Below are 17,092 nucleotides of genomic sequence, written 5' to 3'. Positions count from 1 at the left end.
GCCCGGGTCGGCAGCCGGCTGGGGACCCTCAGGGAGACAGGACCAGCACCAGGTCGCCGCCCTCCACCTGCTGGGTGCCGGTGAACGACAGCCGCTCGACGGTGCCGCCGAGCGGCGCGGTGATCGAGGCCTCCATCTTCATCGCCTCGATCGTCGCCACCGTGGCGCCGGCCTCGACGGTGTCACCGTCGGCCACCACGATCGTCACCACCCCGTCGAACGGGGCGGCGACGTGGCCGGGCTTCGAGGCGTCGGCCTTCTCGACCGTGGGGGCGTCGGCGGAGACCGAGCGGTCGCGCACGTTGACCGGGCGCAGCTGCCCGTTGATCGTGCACATCACCGTCCGGATGCCGCGCTCGTCGGGCTCGCTGACGGCCTGCAGGCCGAAGATCAGCCGCTTGCCCTCGGAGAGCTCGACCTGGTGCTCCTCGCCGGTGGTGAGGCCGTAGAGGTAGTGTGCGGTGGGCAGCACCGAGACGTCGCCGTACTTCTGCCGGGACTCGGCGAACTCCTTGCTCGGACCGGGGAACAGCAGCCGGTTGAGCGTGCCGCGCCGGCGGCTGCTGTCCCCGGGGCGGAGGCCGTCTCGCTGCTCGGCGTCGAGCTCGGCCACCGCCGGCTTCACGGTGCGGCCGGCCAGCGCCTTGGTCCGGAACGGCTCGGGCCAGCCGCCGGGCGGGTCGCCGAGGTCGCCGGACAGGAAGCCGATGACGGAGTCGGGTACGTCGAACCGGCCGGGCTCGGCCTCGAACTCGTCGGGGTCCGCGCCCACCGCGACGAGGTGCAGCGCGAGGTCGCCGACGACCTTGGAGGACGGCGTGACCTTGACGATGTTGCCGAGGATCCGGTTCGCGGCGGCGTACATGTCCTCGATCTGCTCGAACTTCTCGCCGAGCCCCAGGGAGATCGCCTGCTGGCGCAGGTTGGACAGCTGCCCGCCGGGGATCTCGTGGGTGTAGACCCGGCCGGTCGGCGAGGGCAGCCCCGACTCGAACGGCGCGTAGACCCGGCGGGTCGCCTCCCAGTAGGGCTCGAGGTCGCACACGGCGCCGAGGTCCAGGCCGGTGGCCCGCGCGGTGTGGTCGGTCGTCGCGACCAGCGCCGAGAGCGCCGGCTGCGAGGTGGTGCCCGACATCGACGCGGTCGCCGCGTCCACCGCGTCCACGCCGGACTCGATCGCCGCGACCAGGGTCGCGAGCTGCCCGCCGGGGGTGTCGTGGGTGTGCAGGTGCACGGGCAGGTCGAAGCGCTCGCGCAGCGCCCGCACCAGGGTCCGCGCGGCCGGCGCGCGCAGCAGCCCCGCCATGTCCTTGATCGCGATCACGTGCGCGCCGGCGGCGACGATCCGCTCGGCCAGCCGCAGGTAGTAGTCGAGCGTGTAGAGCTTCTCGTCCGGGCTGGACAGGTCGCCGGTGTAGCAGAGCGCGACCTCCGCGACGGTCGTGCCGGTGGCCCGCACCGCCTCGATCGCCGGGCGCATCTGCTCGACGTCGTTGAGCGCGTCGAAGATCCGGAACACGTCGATGCCGGTGAGCGCGGCCTCCTGGACGAACGCCTCGGTGACCTCCGTCGGGTACGGCGTGTAGCCGACCGTGTTGCGCCCGCGCAGCAGCATCTGCAGGCAGATGTTCGGCACCGCCTGGCGCAGCACGGCGAGCCGCTCCCACGGGTCCTCGGACAGGAACCGCAGCGCCACGTCGTACGTCGCCCCGCCCCACGCCTCCAGGCTCCACAGCTGCGGCGTCGTACGGGCGACGTGCCCGGCGACGGCGGTCAGGTCGCGGGTGCGGACCCGGGTCGCGAGCAGCGACTGGTGCGCGTCGCGGAACGTGGTGTCCGTGACGGCGACGGCCTTCTGCTCCCGCAGGGCCCGCGCGAACCCCTCGGGGCCGAGCGCGAGCAGCGCCTGGCGGGTGCCGTCCGGGGCCGGCACGGCCAGGTCGACGCGCGGCAGCTTGCTGACCGGGTCGACGGCGACCGGCGCCTCGCCGTACGGCTTGTTGACGGTCACGTCCGCGAGGTAGGTCAGCAGCCGGGTGCCGCGGTCGGCCGAGGAGCGGGCGGTCAGCAGCTGCGGGTGGTCCTCGATGAACGCGGTGGTGATGTGCCCGGAGCGGAAGTCCGGGTCGTCGAGCACCGCCTGCAGGAACGGGATGTTCGTCGACACGCCCCGGATCCGGAACTCCGCAACGGCCCGGCGGGCCCGGTCCACGGCGGCGGGGAAGTCCCGGCCGCGGCAGGTGAGCTTGGCGAGCATCGAGTCGAAGTGCGCGCTCACCTCGGCTCCGGTGTAGGTGGTGCCGCCGTCGAGCCGCACGCCGGCGCCGCCGGGGGAGCGGTAGGTGGTGATCCGGCCGGTGTCGGGACGGAAGCCGTTGGCCGGGTCCTCGGTGGTGATCCGGCACTGCAGCGCGGCGCCGCGCAGGGTGATCGTGTCCTGGGACAGCCCCAGGTCCGCTAGCGTCTCGCCGGACGCGATCCGCATCTGGGCCTGCACGAGGTCGACGTCGGTGACCTCCTCGGTGACCGTGTGCTCGACCTGGATCCGCGGGTTCATCTCGATGAACACGTAGTTGCCGGCCGGGTCGAGCAGGAACTCCACGGTGCCGGCGTTGCGGTAGCCGATCTCGGTCGCGAAGCGGACGGCGTCCGCGCACATGCTCTCGCGGATCGCCGGGTCGAGGTTCGGCGCCGGGGCGATCTCCACGACCTTCTGGTGGCGGCGCTGCACCGAGCAGTCCCGCTCGAAGAGGTGGATGACGTTGCCCGCGCCGTCGGCGAGGATCTGCACCTCGATGTGCCGCGGCTCGACGACGGCCTGCTCGATGAACACGGTCGGGTCGCCGAACGCGCCCTCGGCCTCGCGCATGCAGGTCTCGATCGCCTCGCGCAGGTCGCCGGCCTCGTCCACGCGGCGCATGCCGCGGCCGCCACCGCCGGCGACCGCCTTGACGAACAGCGGGTAGGGCATGCCCTGCGCCGACTCGATGAGCGCGTCGGCGTCGGTGCCCGGGGCGACCGACGCGAGGGTGGGCACGCCGGCGGCCTTGGCGGCGGCGATCGCCCGGGCCTTGTTGCCGGTGAGGGTGAGCACCTCGGCGGTCGGGCCGATGAAGGTGATCCCGGCGTTCGCGCAGGCCTCGGCGAGCTGGGGGTTCTCGGACAGGAAGCCGTAGCCGGGGTAGACCGCGTCGGCGCCGGCGTTCACGGCGGCCGCGACGATGACCTCCGGGTCGAGGTAGGCGCGCACCGGGTGGCCCCGCTCGCCGATCTCGTAGGCCTCGTCCGCCTTCAACCGGTGCTCGGACCCCCGGTCCTCGTGGGGGGAAGACCGCGACGGTCTGCGCCCCGAGCTCGTAGGCGGCGCGGAAGGCTCGGACGGCGATCTCGCCGCGGTTGGCGACCAGGACCTTGGAGAACATGCCCTGCAGGCTAGTGGGCCCGTGTCACCGGCGGACGTCGTGTCTCACGCCGGGTCGGCCGCGGTCTCGCCCAGCCGCCGCTTGAGCAGCTTGCGCTTCTTGCGGAGCCGGGCGTTGTCCGCCTCGAGCCGCGCCACCTCGGTCCGGCCGCGTTGCACCTCGAGCAGCAGCTCCGCGGTCGCCGCGACCGCCGAGTCGACCTGGTCGCGAGGCGGTACGTCGTCGGGGTGCGGAGCGGGCTCCGCGGGGGCGACGGGGACCAACGAGGCCAGGTCGCCGTGCACGTCGTACCCAGCCGTGTCGATCTCCTTGGCCCACCGCTCGCCGACGACCCGCAGGTCGTCGTGCATCGCGAGGGGCACGACCGGACGCGGCGAGCGGCCCGTCTCCAACAGCTCCTGGGCGTAGAGCTGCTTGACCACCTGCCCGTAGCCCGGCTGCACCAGCCGCTTGTTGAGGGCGACGTTGACCCGGCGCAGCAGGTCGATCTCGGTGGTGCCCAGCGACGGGTTGGCGCTCTCCGGGCCGACGGGCGGGAACCCCGCGGGGTCGAAGCCGACGACCCCGGCGAACCGCTGCCACAGCAGCCCCGGGTCCGCGTCCGGCGGCGGGCAGCACACCACGTGCACGCGGGACGCCGGCAGCGTGGCTCCCCACCGGGAGAGCACGTCGGGCAGGTCCTGCGAGGCGCGGTAGCGGCGGGCGTAGTCGGTCTCCGAGGAGCTGCTCAGCACCCGGGTGCGGAACTGCTCGAACGTCAGCCGCCGACCGTGCTTGATGCCCTCCTGCCACTCCGCGGTGGCCTGCCGGGCCGGGTCGCGGGCGGTGACCACCAGGTGCACCTCGACGCCCTTCAGCATGGTCAGCGCCTCGGTGACCTGCCGGCTGGACGCGCCCCCCCCAGGAGCTCGTGGCTGATCACCGTGACGCCGTCGTGCCCGCGCGCCTTGCGGCACACGTGGTCCCAGGCGCCCGCGACCTCGGACCGCTTGCGGCCCCACGCCTTGTGCGAGCCGCGCACGTCCACCGCGGCCAGGAACATCCGCTCCTCGCCGCCGGGGTAGAGCACCCCCCGCGGCCCGCAGACCCTTGCGGTTCGCGGCGAGGGAGGCCTGCACGAACGTGGTGCCGGACTTCGGGACCCCGACGTGGAGGTACACGCGCTGGCTCATGCCCCGACGCTGACCCCCCGCGGTGAACGCGGCGTGACCGGCGGGTGGCGGCGGCGTGTGGGTCAGGAGTCGAGTCGCGCGAACAGGTCCAGCCAGTCCGCGACGACCACGTCGGCGACGTACGCCCGGGAGTCCTCGTGCGCCTGCCGGCCGCACAACCGGCGCAGCTCGTCGTCCTCGACCAGCGTGCGCAGCGCCTCGCTGAAGCCGGCCACGTCGCCGTCGTCGACGAGGAAGCCGTTCGCGCCGTCGGTGACGATCTCGCCCGGCCCGCGCGGGCAGTCCATCGCGACCAGCGGCACCCCGGCGCTCATGGCCTCGATCAGCACCATCGGGAAGCCCTCGGCGCGCGAGGTGAGGGCGTACGCCGCGGCGCCGGCCAGCACCGAGCGGAAGTCGTCGGCGTAGCCCGGGAGCCGGACCTGCTCGTCGAGCCCGAGCCGCGCCACCTTCTGCAGCAGCGGCCCGCGCTCGGTGCCCTCGCCGTGGATGTGCAGCTGCCAGTCCGGGTGCGCGCGGGCCACCGGCGCGAAGGCGTCCACCATCCGGCCGAAGCCCTTCTCCCGGGCCAGCCGGCCGGCCGCCACGACGACCTTGGTGTCGAGCGCCGCCGGGGTCCGCGCCGGGGTCCACGGCAGCGCGTTGCGGATCACCCGGACCGCGGGCGCGTCGGGCAGCTCCCGCCGGTAGTCCGCGGCGTCGGCGTGGGTGAGCACGACGTAGGCGTCGAGCCGGGGCACCGCCGCGCGGAGCAGCGCGGCCTGGCGCCGGTTGGCGAACCGGGTCGGGAAGTTCTTGTGGTCCTGGCCGACGACCCGGACGCCCGGGGCGGCCCAGCGGGTCGCGGCGAGGTGCAGCGAGGGCCGGGTCGAGACCACGGTCCCGGGCTCGAGCGCCCCCAGGCGCTTGCGCAGCAGGTGGTCGGTCAGCCCGGTCAGGTGCTGCTCCGACGGCGTCGGCCGCAGCCCCGTGGGCCGGCGCTGCCGGAACCGGTCCACCGGCCCCGGCCCGCGTCGTACGTCGAGCAGCACCTCGAGCCGGACCCGCGGGTCGAGGGCGTAGGCCGGCTCGTCGTGGCGCCGGAACAGGCTGACCACGCGCACGTCCCGGTGCCCGGCGAGGTGCCCGGCCAGGTTGAGCACCGACCGGGCGACGCCGCCGTGCCCGGTCGCGTCGTGCATCAGGAAGGTGACGGGTCGGTCCATCCGGCCATCGTCACCGCCGGCCGGGCCCGGGGCACGCCGGACGGGCGCCCCGGCGGCGGTGTTCACCCGATGTGCACCCCGCGGCCGCCCGTGGGTCGGGCTACCGGAGGCACAGCACGTACGGCGTCATGGTGACCGTCGGCGCCGTGGACCCGCCCTGGTCGGTGTTCGCCACCCACACCCGCCAGCCGGTCGCCACGGTGTCGGTGTTCGAGCTGCCGAAGGAGGCGGCGTTCGGGACCGGGAAGCTCGCCGCGATCTGCGGGAAGAACACGTTGTTGGTCGGGTAGGCGCCGCCGCCGGTCGCCTGCTCGCCGGGCAGGCAGTCCACCGTGCCGGTGGCGAAGTTGTTGCGGGCGACGCTGAAGTCCGCGCCCTTGCGCATCTTCACCGAGACGCCGCGCAGGAAGGCCGAGGAGTCGAGGCCGTCGAGGGTCTCGGAGTCCGGGACCTTCCCGATGATGTTGCCGGGCAGCCGGCCGGTCGTGCCGCTGGTGGCGACCAGCTTGCCGGCGCGCTCGCTGACCGAGGCCCCCCGCACGGACCGCGTGCTTGCCGTCGACCTTGTCGGCGTTCCTGGCGAACGGCACGACGCCGCCGGCCAGCGCCGGGGTGGCCATCCCGGCCGTCAGGCAGACGACGGCCACGACGAGGAGCTTTCCGTTGCTGCGGATGAAGTGGTTCATGGTGTCCCTCCGGGGTCGCTCGTCCGGCGGGGACGGGCCTGGTCCCGAACGTAGGGACTACCCCGAGGGGGCGTCTGTGGCCCGCGAGGGCTGGCCCGGGGCGTCGCGGGACCGCCGCTCCCGCGGCCCGGCGCGGCCCGGGCGACGGTCGCCGGGAGGGGATGCCCGGCTTTGGTGGCCTCTGGCCCGGGGCCGGGCATGGCCCGGTCGGTCCGGTCCGTCCGGACGACCGGACCCTGCGGGTCTAGTCCTTGAGCTCGCAGACGACGGCACCGCTGGTGACGCTGTCGCCGACGGACGCGGACAGGCCGGTGACGGTGCCCGCCTTGTGGGCCTTGAGGGGCTGCTCCATCTTCATCGCCTCGAGGACCACGATCACGTCGCCCTCGGCGACCTCCTGGCCCTCCTCGACGGCGACCTTGACGATCGTGCCCTGCATCGGCGAGGCGACGCTGTCCCCGCCGGCGGCCGCGCCGGCCTTCTTCTTCTCGCGCTTGGGCTTCTTGGCCGGACCGGCCGCGGCCCCGGCGGCGAACCCGGCGGGGAGCACGACCTCGAGCCGGCGGCCGCCGACCTCGACGGTGACGGACTGCCGCTCGCCCTGCGCCTCGGGGTCGTCGGCGCCGCCGGCGTACGGCGGGATCTGGTTGTCGAACTCGGTCTCGATCCAGCTGGTGTAGACGCCGAAGGTGCGGCCGTCGCCGATGTAGGCCGGGTCGTCGACCACGGTCCGGTGGAACGGGATCACCGTCGGCATGCCCTCGACGACGAACTCGGACAGCGCGCGGCGGGAGCGCTCCAGGGCCTGGGTGCGGTCGCGGCCGGTGACGACCAGCTTGGCGACCAGCGAGTCGAACGCGCCGGGGACGGTCTCGCCCTGGTCGTAGCCGCCGTCGAGCCGCACGCCCGGGCCGGCAGGCGCGTGCCAGCGGGTCAGCGTGCCGGGTGCCGGCATGAAGTTGGCGCCCGGGTCCTCGGCGTTGATCCGGAACTCGATGGAGTGGCCGACGACCTCCGGGTCGTCGTACCCGAGCTCCTCGCCGGCGGCGATCCGGAACATCTCGCGGACCAGGTCGAGCCCGGTGACCTCCTCGGAGACCGGGTGCTCGACCTGCAGGCGGGTGTTCACCTCGAGGAACGAGATCGTGCCGTCCTGGCCGACCAGGAACTCGCACGTGCCGGCGCCGACGTAGGAGGCCTCGCGCAGGATCGCCTTGGAGGAGTCGTAGAGCGTCTTCATCTGCTCGTCGGTCAGGAACGGCGCGGGAGCCTCCTCGACGAGCTTCTGGTGCCGACGCTGCAGCGAGCAGTCGCGGGTGGAGACCACCACGACGTTGCCGTGCTGGTCGGCCAGGCACTGGGTCTCGACGTGGCGCGGCTTGTCGAGGTACTTCTCCACGAAGCACTCGCCGCGGCCGAACGCGCTGACCGCCTCGCGGACTGCCGACTCGAACATCTCGGCGACCTCGTCGATCGTGCGGGCCACCTTGAGCCCGCGGCCGCCGCCGCCGAACGCCGCCTTGATCGCGATCGGCAGGCCGTTCTCCTCGGCGAAGGCGACGACCTCCTCGGCGTTCTCCACGGGGTCCTTGGTGCCGGCGACCAGCGGGGCGCCGACCTTCTCCGCGATGTGCCGGGCCTTGACCTTGTCGCCGAGGTTCTCGATGGCGACCGGCGGGGGACCGATCCACACCAGGCCGGCGTCGATCACGGCCTGCGCGAAGTCCCGGTTCTCGGCGAGGAAGCCGTAGCCGGGGTGCACGGAGTCGGCGCCGGTGTCGCGCGCGACCTTCACGATCTTGGCGATGTCGAGGTAGGACTCGGCGGGCGTCGCGCCGCCGAGGCTGTGCGCCTCGTCGGCCAGCCGCACGAACAGCGCGTCACGGTCGGGGTCGGCGTACACCGCGACGGAGCCGATGCCGGCGTCCTTGCAGGCCCGGATCACCCGGACGGCGATCTCGCCCCGGTTGGCGACGAGCACCTTCTGGAGCGGGTTGACCTCGACCACGTGACTCTCCTCGCTGCTGGGCATGCTGCTGGGCTGCTCGACCTTCTCGCGGAGTCTAGGACGTTCCGCTCGCGGGCCCGCACCCCCTCCGGCCGGACCGGCCGGTCAGCCGCGCAGCGCTCCGGCGGTGAGCCGCAGCCCCGCGTCGAGCGACCTGGCCCGCCAGCCGAGCTCGCGCTCGGCCTTCGCCGGCGAGCCGAGGTACGTCGCCAGCGAGGCGCGCATCGTCTCCGCCGCGAAGTCCGGCGGCACGGGTACGACGCGGCCCAGCGCCCCGGTGAGCGACGCCGTCGCCCGCACCACGCGGTCCGGCAGCACCCGCGGGCCCTTGGTGCCCGCGATCGTCGCGGTCCGGCGCAGCACGTCGGCCAGCGTGGTCCGGGGGCCGGCGAGCATGTACGTCTGGCCCGGCACGCCACGCTCCATGGCCAGCACGTGACCGGCCGCGACGTCGTCGACGTACGCCCAGCAGCCCTCGCCGCCGGCCGGCACCTGCGGCCGCCTGCCGGCCACGACCTGTGCGAGCAGGGCGCCGGTCTGGGCGGTGTCACCGGGGCCGTAGACGACCCCCGGCGAGACGATCACGACCGGCAGCCCGTCGGCCGCGAACAGCTCGGCGACCCGGTGCGCCTCCGCCTTGGTGCGGTCGTAGTGGCTGGTGTAGCCACCGGTGTGCCGGTAGGTCTCGTCGCGGACCTCGCCGTGGGTGTCGGAGTTCACCGCCAGCGTGCTCGTGCAGACGACCTTGGGCACCCCGGCGCGCTGCGCGGCGGCCAGCACCGAGCGGGTGCCCGCGACGTTCACCAGGTCGCCGACCGACGGGTCGCGCTGGCCGAGCCGGTACCAGCCCGCGACGTGGAACAGCCCGTCCACGCCCGCGCACAGCCGGTCGAGCGCGGCGCTGTCGGCGAGGTCGCCGGGCACCAGCTCGATCCCGAGGTCGGCCAGCGCGCCGGCCGCGGACGGGTCGCGGACCAGCGCGCGCACCTCGTGACCGGCAGCGCGGAGCTGGCGGGCGAGAGCGCCCCCGACGAAACCGGTCGCACCGGTGATGGCGTAGCGCATGGGCCGATCCAACCACGGCCGACGGGAGGCCCGGCTCGCCGTGACGGGAGGCCCGGGTGGGCGGGGAGCGGGGCCCGGCTCACCCCCGGGCGAGGCCGGCGAGGTCCTCGCGGCAGCGGTCCTCGACGTGCGCCAGCTCCTCCATCGTCTCGTCGATGTCGCGGCGCAGCTGGTCCAGCTCCGCCCGTCGTACCTCGATCTGGTCCAGGAGGTACTGCAGCTGGCCGGCCTCACCGGGCTGCTCGTCGTACATGTTCACGATCGTGCGGATCTCCGGCAGCGAGAACCCCAGCCGCTTGCCGCGCAGGATCAGCCGCAGCCGGATCCGGTCGCGGGCGTGGAACACCCGGGTGGTGCCCCGGCGCCCCGGGGTGATCAGCCCGACGTCCTCGTAGTGCCGGATGGTGCGCAGGGTGACGCCGAACTCCTCGGCCAGCGAGGCGATCGACCAGGTCGGCCCGTCGTCGGTTCCGTCGTCCATCAGGTGTTGCCCTTCCGCTACGGAAGCGTCCTAGTCTTGCTTACGTTCACGTAAGCGTAAAGCCAGAGGAGCCCCCCGTGTCGCCGTTCGAGCTGTCCCCCGACCACGAGACCTTCCGCAAGAGCGTCCGCGAGTTCGCCCTCGCCGAGATCGCGCCGCACGCCGCGCAGTGGGACAAGGACCACCACTTCCCGACCGACGTCGTGCACAAGATGGGCGACCTCGGGCTGATGGGCCTGACCGCGCCCGAGGAGTTCGGCGGGATGGGGGAGGACGGCGACTTCACCTCGCTGTGCGTCGCGATCGAGGAGATCGGCCGGGTCGACCAGTCGATGGGCATCACCCTCGAGGCGGCCGTCGGCCTGGGCATCAACCCGATCCTGACCTTCGGCACGGACGAGCAGAAGCAGCAGTGGCTGCCCGACCTGGTGGCCGGCCGCACGCTCGCGGGCTTCGGGCTCACCGAGCCCGGTGCGGGTTCCGACGCCGGCGCCACGCGGACCAAGGCCGAGCTGGTCGACGGGGAGTGGGTGGTCAACGGCGCCAAGCAGTTCATCACCAACTCCGGCTCGGAGATCACCTCCGTCGTCACGGTGACCGCCCGCACCGGCACCCGCCCCGGGGTGGACGGGAAGCCGGACCGGGCCGAGGTCAGCACGATCATCCTGCCGTCCGGCACGCCCGGCTTCACCGCCGAGCCGGCCTACGACAAGCTCGGCTGGCACGCCTCCGACACCCACCCGCTGACCTTCACCGACGCCCGCGTCCCCGAGGCCAACCTGCTCGGCGAGCGGGGCCGTGGCTTCGCGCAGTTCCTCGCCACCCTCGACGACGGCCGGGTCGCGATCGCCGCGCTCGCGGTCGGCTGCATCCAGGCCTGCCTGGACATGTCCGTGGCGTACGCCGGGGAGCGCACCACCTTCGGCGTCCCGATCGGCGCCAAGCAGGGCGTCGCGTTCCAGGTCGCCGACCTCGAGGTGATGCTCGAGGCGTCCCGGATGCTGACCTACAAGGCGGCCGCCATGAAGGACGCCGGCCGGCCGATGAAGGAGTTCAAGCAGGCCGCGGCCATCGCCAAGCTCTACGCGACCGAGTCGGCGGTCACCGCGACCCGGATCGCCACCCAGGTCTTCGGCGGCTACGGCTTCATGGAGGAGTACCCCGTCACCCGTTTCTACCGCGACGCCAAGGTGCTCGAGATCGGCGAGGGCACCTCCGAGGTGCAGCGGATGCTGATCGCCCGCGGGCGTGGCCTTCCCGTGGAATAAGTGGCGCTGCGACTACATTGGGTCTCCGTGGGTCTCCGTTGGCAGCGCTTCCTCTCCGAGGGCGCCAAGTTCCTCACCGTCGGCGGAGTCGCCACGGTGGTGTCGTTCGTGATCTTCAACGGGCTGGTCCACGGCTACGTCGGTGGACCCGGCGCGATGCACGAGCAGCCCCTGTGGGCGTTCGTGATCGCGAACACCGTCGGCATGGTGGTCAGCTACCGCGGCAGCCGCTCCTGGGCGTTCCGCAACCGCTCCGCGGTGGGGGTGGCCGGCGGTCGGCTGGCGTTCTTCGTGATCAACATCGTCTCGATGGTGATCCCGCTGGGCTGCCTGTCGTTCACCCGCTACGTCCTCGGGCTCACCGACCCGTTCGCGGACAACATCTCCGCGAACGTGGTCGGTCTCTCGCTGGGCACCCTGGCCCGCTTCTGGGCGATCCGCCGGTTCATCTTCCTGAGCCCGGCCCGCATCGAGCAGCGCGAGCTGGCCCGCCGCTGAGCCCCTCCGCGGGTCCGGTCAGCCGCGGCGTACGCCGGCCACGGCGCCGTACACGCGCTCGTGCACGTCGACGCACGCGGCCCAGGTGAACTTCCGGCACTGCTCGAGGCCGCGGTCCACTCCCCGGTCGCCGAGCGCGCGGGCCGTCAGCACGGCGGCCGCCATCGCGGCGGCGTCGTCGGGGTCGAACAGCGCCGCGGCGTCCCCGCAGATCTCCGGCAGGGAGCCGGCGTCCGCGGCGGCCACGGGGCAGCCCGCGGCCATCGCCTCGAGAGGCGGCAGGCCGAACCCCTCGTAGCGGCTCGGGAACACCAGGCACGCGGCGCGCTGGTAGAGCCCGACGAGCTCCTCGCGGCTGACCAGCCCGCGGTTGTCGACCCACTCCGGCAGCGGCCCCAGCCCGTCCAGGCCGCCGCCGGTGAGCACCAGGCGCAGTCCGGGCGCCTCCCGGCGGACGATCTCCATCGCCTCCAGGAGCCGGGCGTGGTTCTTGTGCGGCCAGCCGCGGGCCGGGTAGAGCACGAAGTCCTCGCGGTCCCCGCGGCGGGCGACGAACTGCTCGGTGTCCACGCCCAGGTGCGCGACGTGCACCCGCTCGGCCGGCACGCCGAGGTGGTGCACGATCCGCTGCTTGGAGAACTCGCTGATCGTGATCACCGCGGCCGCCCGTCGGGCGGGACGGTCGTAGGTCAGCGCGCGGTAGGCCACCTCGCCGCGGCCGAACAGGTCGCGCAGGTCGTGGTGCTGCACGTCGAGCAGCGTCTGCACGAAGGGCACGCCCCTCGGCGGCGGCGGGGACGGCACGGAGAGCGGGTAGTGCACCACGTCGGCGCTGCGCAGGCCGCGGCGCAGGGACGGGCTGAGCAGACCGGCCTGCAGCTGGGTGGCCACGCGCTGGACCGCCGACGCGCCGCCGCGGATGCGGTGGGCGACCCGCTCGGGAACCCCCTGGGAGAAGCCGGCCGCCGCGGCGGCCACGGTGGTGGTCGCCGCGATGCCGGGCCGGTCCGCCAGGCCGCGGGTGAGCTCGCGGGCGTAGGTCTCGCTGCCGCCCATCCCGCCGCGCACCAGCGTCAGCATCGGCAGCGCGACCCGCAGCGGCCGGCCGCCTGCGGCACGGTCGTCGTCTGGCATGGAACCTCACCCTCGTCGCGGGCGCGTCTCCCGGGGAGGCGCGGTGAACGCGGTGATGCTAGCGGGAGTCGCGTGGAGCGCCGGGACCCGACGGGCTAGCCTGGTCCGTCTGCCGGCATCGGGTCGGCACGGATGACGGGGTGGTGAGGTGGCGGACGTCGTGCCCGGAAGTGCCCTGGTGACGGGAGTCTCGGGCCAGGACGGCTGGTACCTCGCGGAGCGGCTGCTCGCCGCCGGCGCCGAGGTGCACGGGATCGTCCGGGACCCCGCCGACGTCGCGCGCGCCTCGGCCCAGCTGCCCGGGCTGACCGCGCACGTGGCCGACCTCCAGGACGCCTGCCGCCTGGGTGCGGTGGTCGCCGAGGTCGCCCCCCACCGGATCTTCAACCTCGCCGGCTCGACCTCGGTCGCCCGCTCGTGGGACGAGCCGGTGGAGGCGGCCGACGTCATTGGCGTGGGTGCCGTCCGCCTGCTGGACGCCGCCTGGCGGCTGCGGGAGCGCACCGGACGCGAGGTGCGGTTCCTGCAGGCCTCCAGCGCCGAGATCTTCGGCGACCCGGTCGGCGCCCCGCAGGACGAGAGCACGCCCCGCAACCCGGTGACGCCGTACGGCGCCGCCAAGGACTTCGCCCACACGATGGTCGGCGTCTACCGGCGGCGGGGGATGTTCGCGACCGCCGCCATCCTCTACAACCACGAGTCTCCCCGGCGGCCCGCGACGTTCGTGGCCCGCAAGATCACCCGCGCGGTCGCGTCGATCGCGCGCGGCAGCCGTGACCCGCTCACGCTCGGCAACATCGACGTGCTGCGTGACTGGGGCTACGCGCCCGACCACGTCGACGGGATGATCCGGATCCTCGACGCCGACCGCCCGGACGACTACGTCGTGGCGACCGGTGAGCCGCGCTCGGTGCGCGAATTCGTGCGCGAGGCGTTCTCGGTCGTCGGCATCACCGACTGGGAGGGCCACGTCACCATCGACGCCTCGCTCTACCGGCCCGCGGACCCGCGGGCCCTGGTCGGCGACCCGACCCGGCTGCGCTCCCTGGGGTGGCGGCCGTCCGTCACGTTCGAGGAGCTGGTGCGGATCATGGTCCAGGCGGACCTGGACGCGCTCGACCACGCCACCCCTGCCCAGACCCCATGAGGAGCTCCGCCATGTCCTGTCCCACGACCCGTCCCGTCCACCCGTGACCGGCCAGCCGTCGGTCCTGGTGGTCGTGCCCACGCTCGGCGAGCGGCTCGAGACCCTCGAGGAGTCCCTCGCCAGCGTGCGCGCCCAGCAGGGGGTCGACGTACACCTGGTGGTGGTGGTGCCTCCCGCGGCCGTGGAGGCCCGGGCCACCGCGGCCCGGCACGGCGCCACCGTCGTCGACGACAACCGGACCGGGCTGTCCGGCGCCGTGAACACCGGCATCGCCGCCCGGCGGGGCGACGAGGAGCTCTACGCCTGGCTGGGCGACGACGACCTGCTGCTGCCCGGCGGGCTGGCGACGCTCGCGGGGCTGCTCCGCGACACGGACGGCGCCGTGGTGGCCTACGGCGCCTGCCCCTACATCGACGAGCGCGGCCGCACCGTCGCGGTCAGCCGGGCCGGCGACCTGGCCGCGCGGATCATGGGCTGGGGCCCGAACCTGCTGCCGCAGCCGGCCTCGATGACCCGCGTCCCGGACCTGGTCGCGGCCGGACCGTACGACGAGACGCTGCGCTACGCCATGGACCTCGACATGTTCCTGCGGCTCAAGCGCAGCGGGCGGTTCGTGAGCACCAAGCAGGAGGTCGCCGCCTTCCGGTGGCACGCCGACTCGATCACGGTGGCCAACCGCAACGCCTCCCTGGCCGAGTCCGAGATGATCAAGCGGCGCTACCTGCCCGCCGGTCTGCGCAGGGTGGCACCCGCCTGGGAGCTCCCGGTGCGGTGGGCCACCCGGGTGGCGGCACGCCAGGTCGGCTCCCGGTCGCGCAAGGTCGCTGCAGAGGGCTGACGGCGGTCAGGGCGACCGGTCAGGAGCGGCCGGTCAGGAGCGGCCGTGGCCGTTGGCCGGGACCTCCACCGACGGCGTCTCCGGCGGGGAGATCTTGCCCAGGGCGATCTGCCGCGCCAGGTCGACGAACCGCTCCTCCATGTCGTGCAGCCGGCGGTACAGGCCGATCCAGATGAACAGCGACGCCAGCACGAAGATGTAGAGCACCAGGTCGGTGCCGCGTCCCACGCCGACGAGGCGCGCGACCCCGGAGATCGTCGAAGGGGCGAGGACGGCCACGATGCACAGCGCCATCGCCAGGAGGAAGCCGATCCGGCGGAGGGCGAGCGAGCGGGCTCCGCGGCCGGCCCGGTAGGCGAACAGCCCGGCCAGGGTCAGCCCGGCGATCAGGATGAGCTTGATGATCATCGGATGACCCGCAGCCGCGCGAGAACGAGGTCGACGAGGACGTTGATGGCGTTGATGCTGGACTGCCCCTTGCCGCGTGAGTAGTCGGAGTAGACGACCGAGATCGGCATCTCCTCGTAGGCCAGCTTGTGCCGGGCCACGATGTCGAGGATCTCGGAGGCGTGCGCCATCCCGCAGAGCCGGATCTTGAACAGCACGGCGGTGGAGCGGTTCATCACCCGCAGGCCGTTGTGCGTGTCGGTGAGCGCCAGGCCGGTGGTGGCCCGGGTGAACACCACCGCGGCGCGCAGCACGGCCTTGCGCAGCCGGGGGACCTGCAGCTCGGTGCCGAGGAACCGGGAGCCGAGCACGATGTCGAGGTCGCCCTCGCGCAGCCGCTCGATCATCGCGACGGCGTCCTCGATGCGGTGCTGCCCGTCGGCGTCGAAGGTCAGGAAGTACCGGGCGCCCGACTGCAGCGCGTAGTCGACGCCGGTCTGCAGGGCCGCGCCCTGGCCGAGGTTCACGGGGTGGTGCACGACGGTGGCGCCGGCCTGGCTGGCGAGACGGGCCGTGTCGTCCTTGCTGCCGTCGTCGACGCAGACCACCCGGGAGAAGGTCTTCGACAGCTCGCGGACCACGTCCCCGATGACCACCGCCTCGTTGTACATCGGCACGATGACGCAGACGTCGTCGTGCCGGTGGGGGCCGAGCGTGTCCTGCTCAGCAGGCGCCGTGACCGTCTCCGTTGTCATGAATTCCCCTCCAAGGGCCTCGCCGAGAACGAGGCTTGGGGCGTGACGCCCCCTGACCGCGCAGGAGTTTACCCCACGTGTCCCGTCGCGGAGCCCTCTCCGGGCGCCGTCGACGGGTCCCGCGACCGGTCGGTCCGCCACAGCGACACCCAGGGCACGCCGACCTCGGCGAGCATCGTGCGCAGCACCGGGAGGCTGATCCCGACCACGTTGTGGTGGTCGCCCTCGATGCCGGTGACGAACGCGCCGCCGAGCCCGTCGACGGTGAACGCGCCGGCGACCTGGAGCGGCTCGCCGGTCGCGACGTACGCCTCGATCTCGTCGTCGGCGACGTCCGCGAAGTGCACCGTGGTGGCGGCGCCGCGGACCAGCTCGCGCCCGCCGGGGGCGATCACGCAGTGGCCGGTGTGCAGCACCCCGGAGCGGCCGCGCATCGCGCGCCACCGGCTCCGGGCCTCGTCGGCGTCGGCTGGCTTGCCGTGCACCGACCCGTCCAGCGCGAGCACCGAGTCGCAGCCGACCACGACCGCGTCCGGGACCCGGGCCGCGACGGCCCGGGCCTTGAGCGAGGCCAGCTCGGACGCCAGCGCGGCCGGGTCGGGGGTGGTCACCACCGACTCGTCCACCCCGGAGACCAGCACCTCGGGGTGGAGGCCGGCCGAGCGCAGCGTCGCGAGCCGGGCCGGGGAGGCGCTCGCCAGGACCAGGCGGGTCACGAGATGCGGGCGAGCGCGGCCTGCAGGGGGTCGAGGCCGAGCGAGCCGAGGTCGAGCGCCGAGCGGTGGAACGACGTGAGGTCGAAGGAGCTGCCGAGCCGGGCCTTGGCGTCCTCGCGGGCCTGCAGCCAGATCCGCTCGCCCACCTTGTACGACGGGGCCTGGCCCGGCCAGCCGAGGTAGCGGTTCACCTCGAAGGTGAGGAAGGCGTCCTCCATCCGGCAGTGCTGGCGCATGAACTCCAGGCCGAGCTCGGGGGTCCAGGTCTCGCCGGGGTGGAAGCCGAACGGGTTGTCCCGGGGGGATCTCC

The 17,092-nt window shown here is 73.7% G+C and carries 16 protein-coding genes and 1 pseudogene; 4 read left to right on the top strand and 13 right to left on the bottom strand.

Annotation, left to right across the window (positions count from 1 at the left end):
• Positions 1 to 28 precede the first annotated feature (28 nt).
• The 9 genes and pseudogenes from KRR39_RS14845 to KRR39_RS14810 form a co-directional block, all read right to left on the bottom strand.
• A complete protein-coding gene (locus tag KRR39_RS14845; RefSeq protein WP_254185162.1) occupies positions 29 to 3,295 on the bottom strand; it encodes a pyruvate carboxylase in 3,267 nt (1,088 codons plus the stop codon).
• A 73-nt stretch (positions 3,296 to 3,368) separates the two neighbouring features.
• Positions 3,369 to 3,422 (bottom strand): annotated as a pseudogene (locus tag KRR39_RS24960) (hypothetical protein); the annotation flags it as partial.
• Between the two features lie 44 nt (positions 3,423 to 3,466).
• A complete protein-coding gene (locus tag KRR39_RS14840) occupies positions 3,467 to 4,282 on the bottom strand; it encodes a hypothetical protein (protein WP_216938024.1) in 816 nt (271 codons plus the stop codon).
• Positions 4,283 to 4,284: 2 nt separating this feature from the next.
• A complete protein-coding gene (locus KRR39_RS14835) occupies positions 4,285 to 4,491 on the bottom strand; it encodes a hypothetical protein (RefSeq protein ID WP_216938022.1) in 207 nt (68 codons plus the stop codon).
• Positions 4,492 to 4,656: 165 nt separating this feature from the next.
• Positions 4,657 to 5,799: a glycosyltransferase family 4 protein gene (locus tag KRR39_RS14830; RefSeq protein WP_216938020.1), complete on the bottom strand. Its 1,143-nt coding sequence runs from the start codon at positions 5,797 to 5,799 to the stop codon at positions 4,657 to 4,659.
• A gap of 100 nt (positions 5,800 to 5,899) precedes the next feature.
• A complete protein-coding gene (locus KRR39_RS14825; protein WP_216938018.1) occupies positions 5,900 to 6,340 on the bottom strand; it encodes a hypothetical protein in 441 nt (146 codons plus the stop codon).
• 389 nt (positions 6,341 to 6,729) lie between these two features.
• On the bottom strand, positions 6,730 to 8,517 hold the full coding sequence (locus tag KRR39_RS14820; protein WP_216938016.1) for an acetyl/propionyl/methylcrotonyl-CoA carboxylase subunit alpha: 1,788 nt from the start codon (positions 8,515 to 8,517) through the stop codon (positions 6,730 to 6,732).
• A gap of 81 nt (positions 8,518 to 8,598) precedes the next feature.
• Entirely contained in the window at positions 8,599 to 9,558 is a 960-nt protein-coding gene (locus tag KRR39_RS14815; RefSeq protein ID WP_216938014.1) for an NAD-dependent epimerase/dehydratase family protein, read from the bottom strand.
• A gap of 79 nt (positions 9,559 to 9,637) precedes the next feature.
• The gene (locus KRR39_RS14810; protein ID WP_216938012.1) at positions 9,638 to 10,039 is read right to left on the bottom strand and encodes a MerR family transcriptional regulator; all 402 of its coding nucleotides are present in this window, start codon (positions 10,037 to 10,039) and stop codon (positions 9,638 to 9,640) included.
• A 77-nt stretch (positions 10,040 to 10,116) separates the two neighbouring features.
• Between KRR39_RS14810 and KRR39_RS14805 the strand changes: the two genes are divergently transcribed.
• Together KRR39_RS14805 and KRR39_RS14800 are read left to right on the top strand one after the other, a co-directional pair.
• A complete protein-coding gene (locus KRR39_RS14805) occupies positions 10,117 to 11,307 on the top strand; it encodes an acyl-CoA dehydrogenase family protein (protein ID WP_216938010.1) in 1,191 nt (396 codons plus the stop codon).
• A gap of 27 nt (positions 11,308 to 11,334) precedes the next feature.
• On the top strand, positions 11,335 to 11,805 hold the full coding sequence (locus KRR39_RS14800; protein ID WP_216938008.1) for a GtrA family protein: 471 nt from the start codon (positions 11,335 to 11,337) through the stop codon (positions 11,803 to 11,805).
• An 18-nt stretch (positions 11,806 to 11,823) separates the two neighbouring features.
• Here the strand turns inward: KRR39_RS14800 and KRR39_RS14795 are convergent, their stop codons facing one another.
• Positions 11,824 to 12,939 (bottom strand): glycosyltransferase family 4 protein, encoded by a 1,116-nt coding sequence (locus tag KRR39_RS14795; protein WP_216938006.1) that lies wholly within the window; start codon positions 12,937 to 12,939, stop codon positions 11,824 to 11,826.
• Between the two features lie 178 nt (positions 12,940 to 13,117).
• Between KRR39_RS14795 and KRR39_RS14790 the strand changes: the two genes are divergently transcribed.
• The gene (locus tag KRR39_RS14790) at positions 13,118 to 14,086 is read left to right on the top strand and encodes a GDP-mannose 4,6-dehydratase (protein WP_254185161.1); all 969 of its coding nucleotides are present in this window, start codon (positions 13,118 to 13,120) and stop codon (positions 14,084 to 14,086) included.
• Positions 14,087 to 14,129: 43 nt separating this feature from the next.
• Complete coding sequence (locus KRR39_RS14785) at positions 14,130 to 14,924, top strand: glycosyltransferase family 2 protein (RefSeq protein WP_216938003.1); 795 nt, start codon at positions 14,130 to 14,132, stop codon at positions 14,922 to 14,924.
• Between the two features lie 33 nt (positions 14,925 to 14,957).
• Here KRR39_RS14785 and KRR39_RS14780 read toward each other — a convergent pair whose 3' ends face one another.
• The 3 genes from KRR39_RS14780 to KRR39_RS14770 all read right to left on the bottom strand — a co-directional run bounded on the left by KRR39_RS14780 (position 14,958) and on the right by KRR39_RS14770 (position 16,782).
• Positions 14,958 to 15,332 carry a DUF2304 domain-containing protein gene (locus KRR39_RS14780; RefSeq protein WP_216938001.1) on the bottom strand — a complete coding sequence of 125 codons (375 nt, stop codon included), beginning with the start codon at positions 15,330 to 15,332 and terminating at the stop codon, positions 14,958 to 14,960.
• Positions 15,329 to 16,066: a glycosyltransferase family 2 protein gene (locus KRR39_RS14775; protein ID WP_216937999.1), complete on the bottom strand. Its 738-nt coding sequence runs from the start codon at positions 16,064 to 16,066 to the stop codon at positions 15,329 to 15,331. The genes KRR39_RS14780 and KRR39_RS14775 overlap by 4 nt, the downstream gene beginning before the upstream one ends.
• Before the next feature lie 68 nt (positions 16,067 to 16,134).
• Positions 16,135 to 16,782, bottom strand: coding sequence for a Maf family protein (locus tag KRR39_RS14770; protein WP_216937997.1), 648 nt, complete (start codon positions 16,780 to 16,782; stop codon positions 16,135 to 16,137).
• Positions 16,783 to 17,092: the final 310 nt, after the last annotated feature.

It is taken from the genome of Nocardioides panacis (genome assembly GCF_019039255.1).
Classification (GTDB): Bacteria; Actinomycetota; Actinomycetes; order Propionibacteriales; family Nocardioidaceae; genus Nocardioides_B; species Nocardioides_B panacis.
The sequence above is the reverse complement of the archived record's forward strand: the minus strand, read 5'-3'. Positions and strand labels throughout refer to the sequence as shown.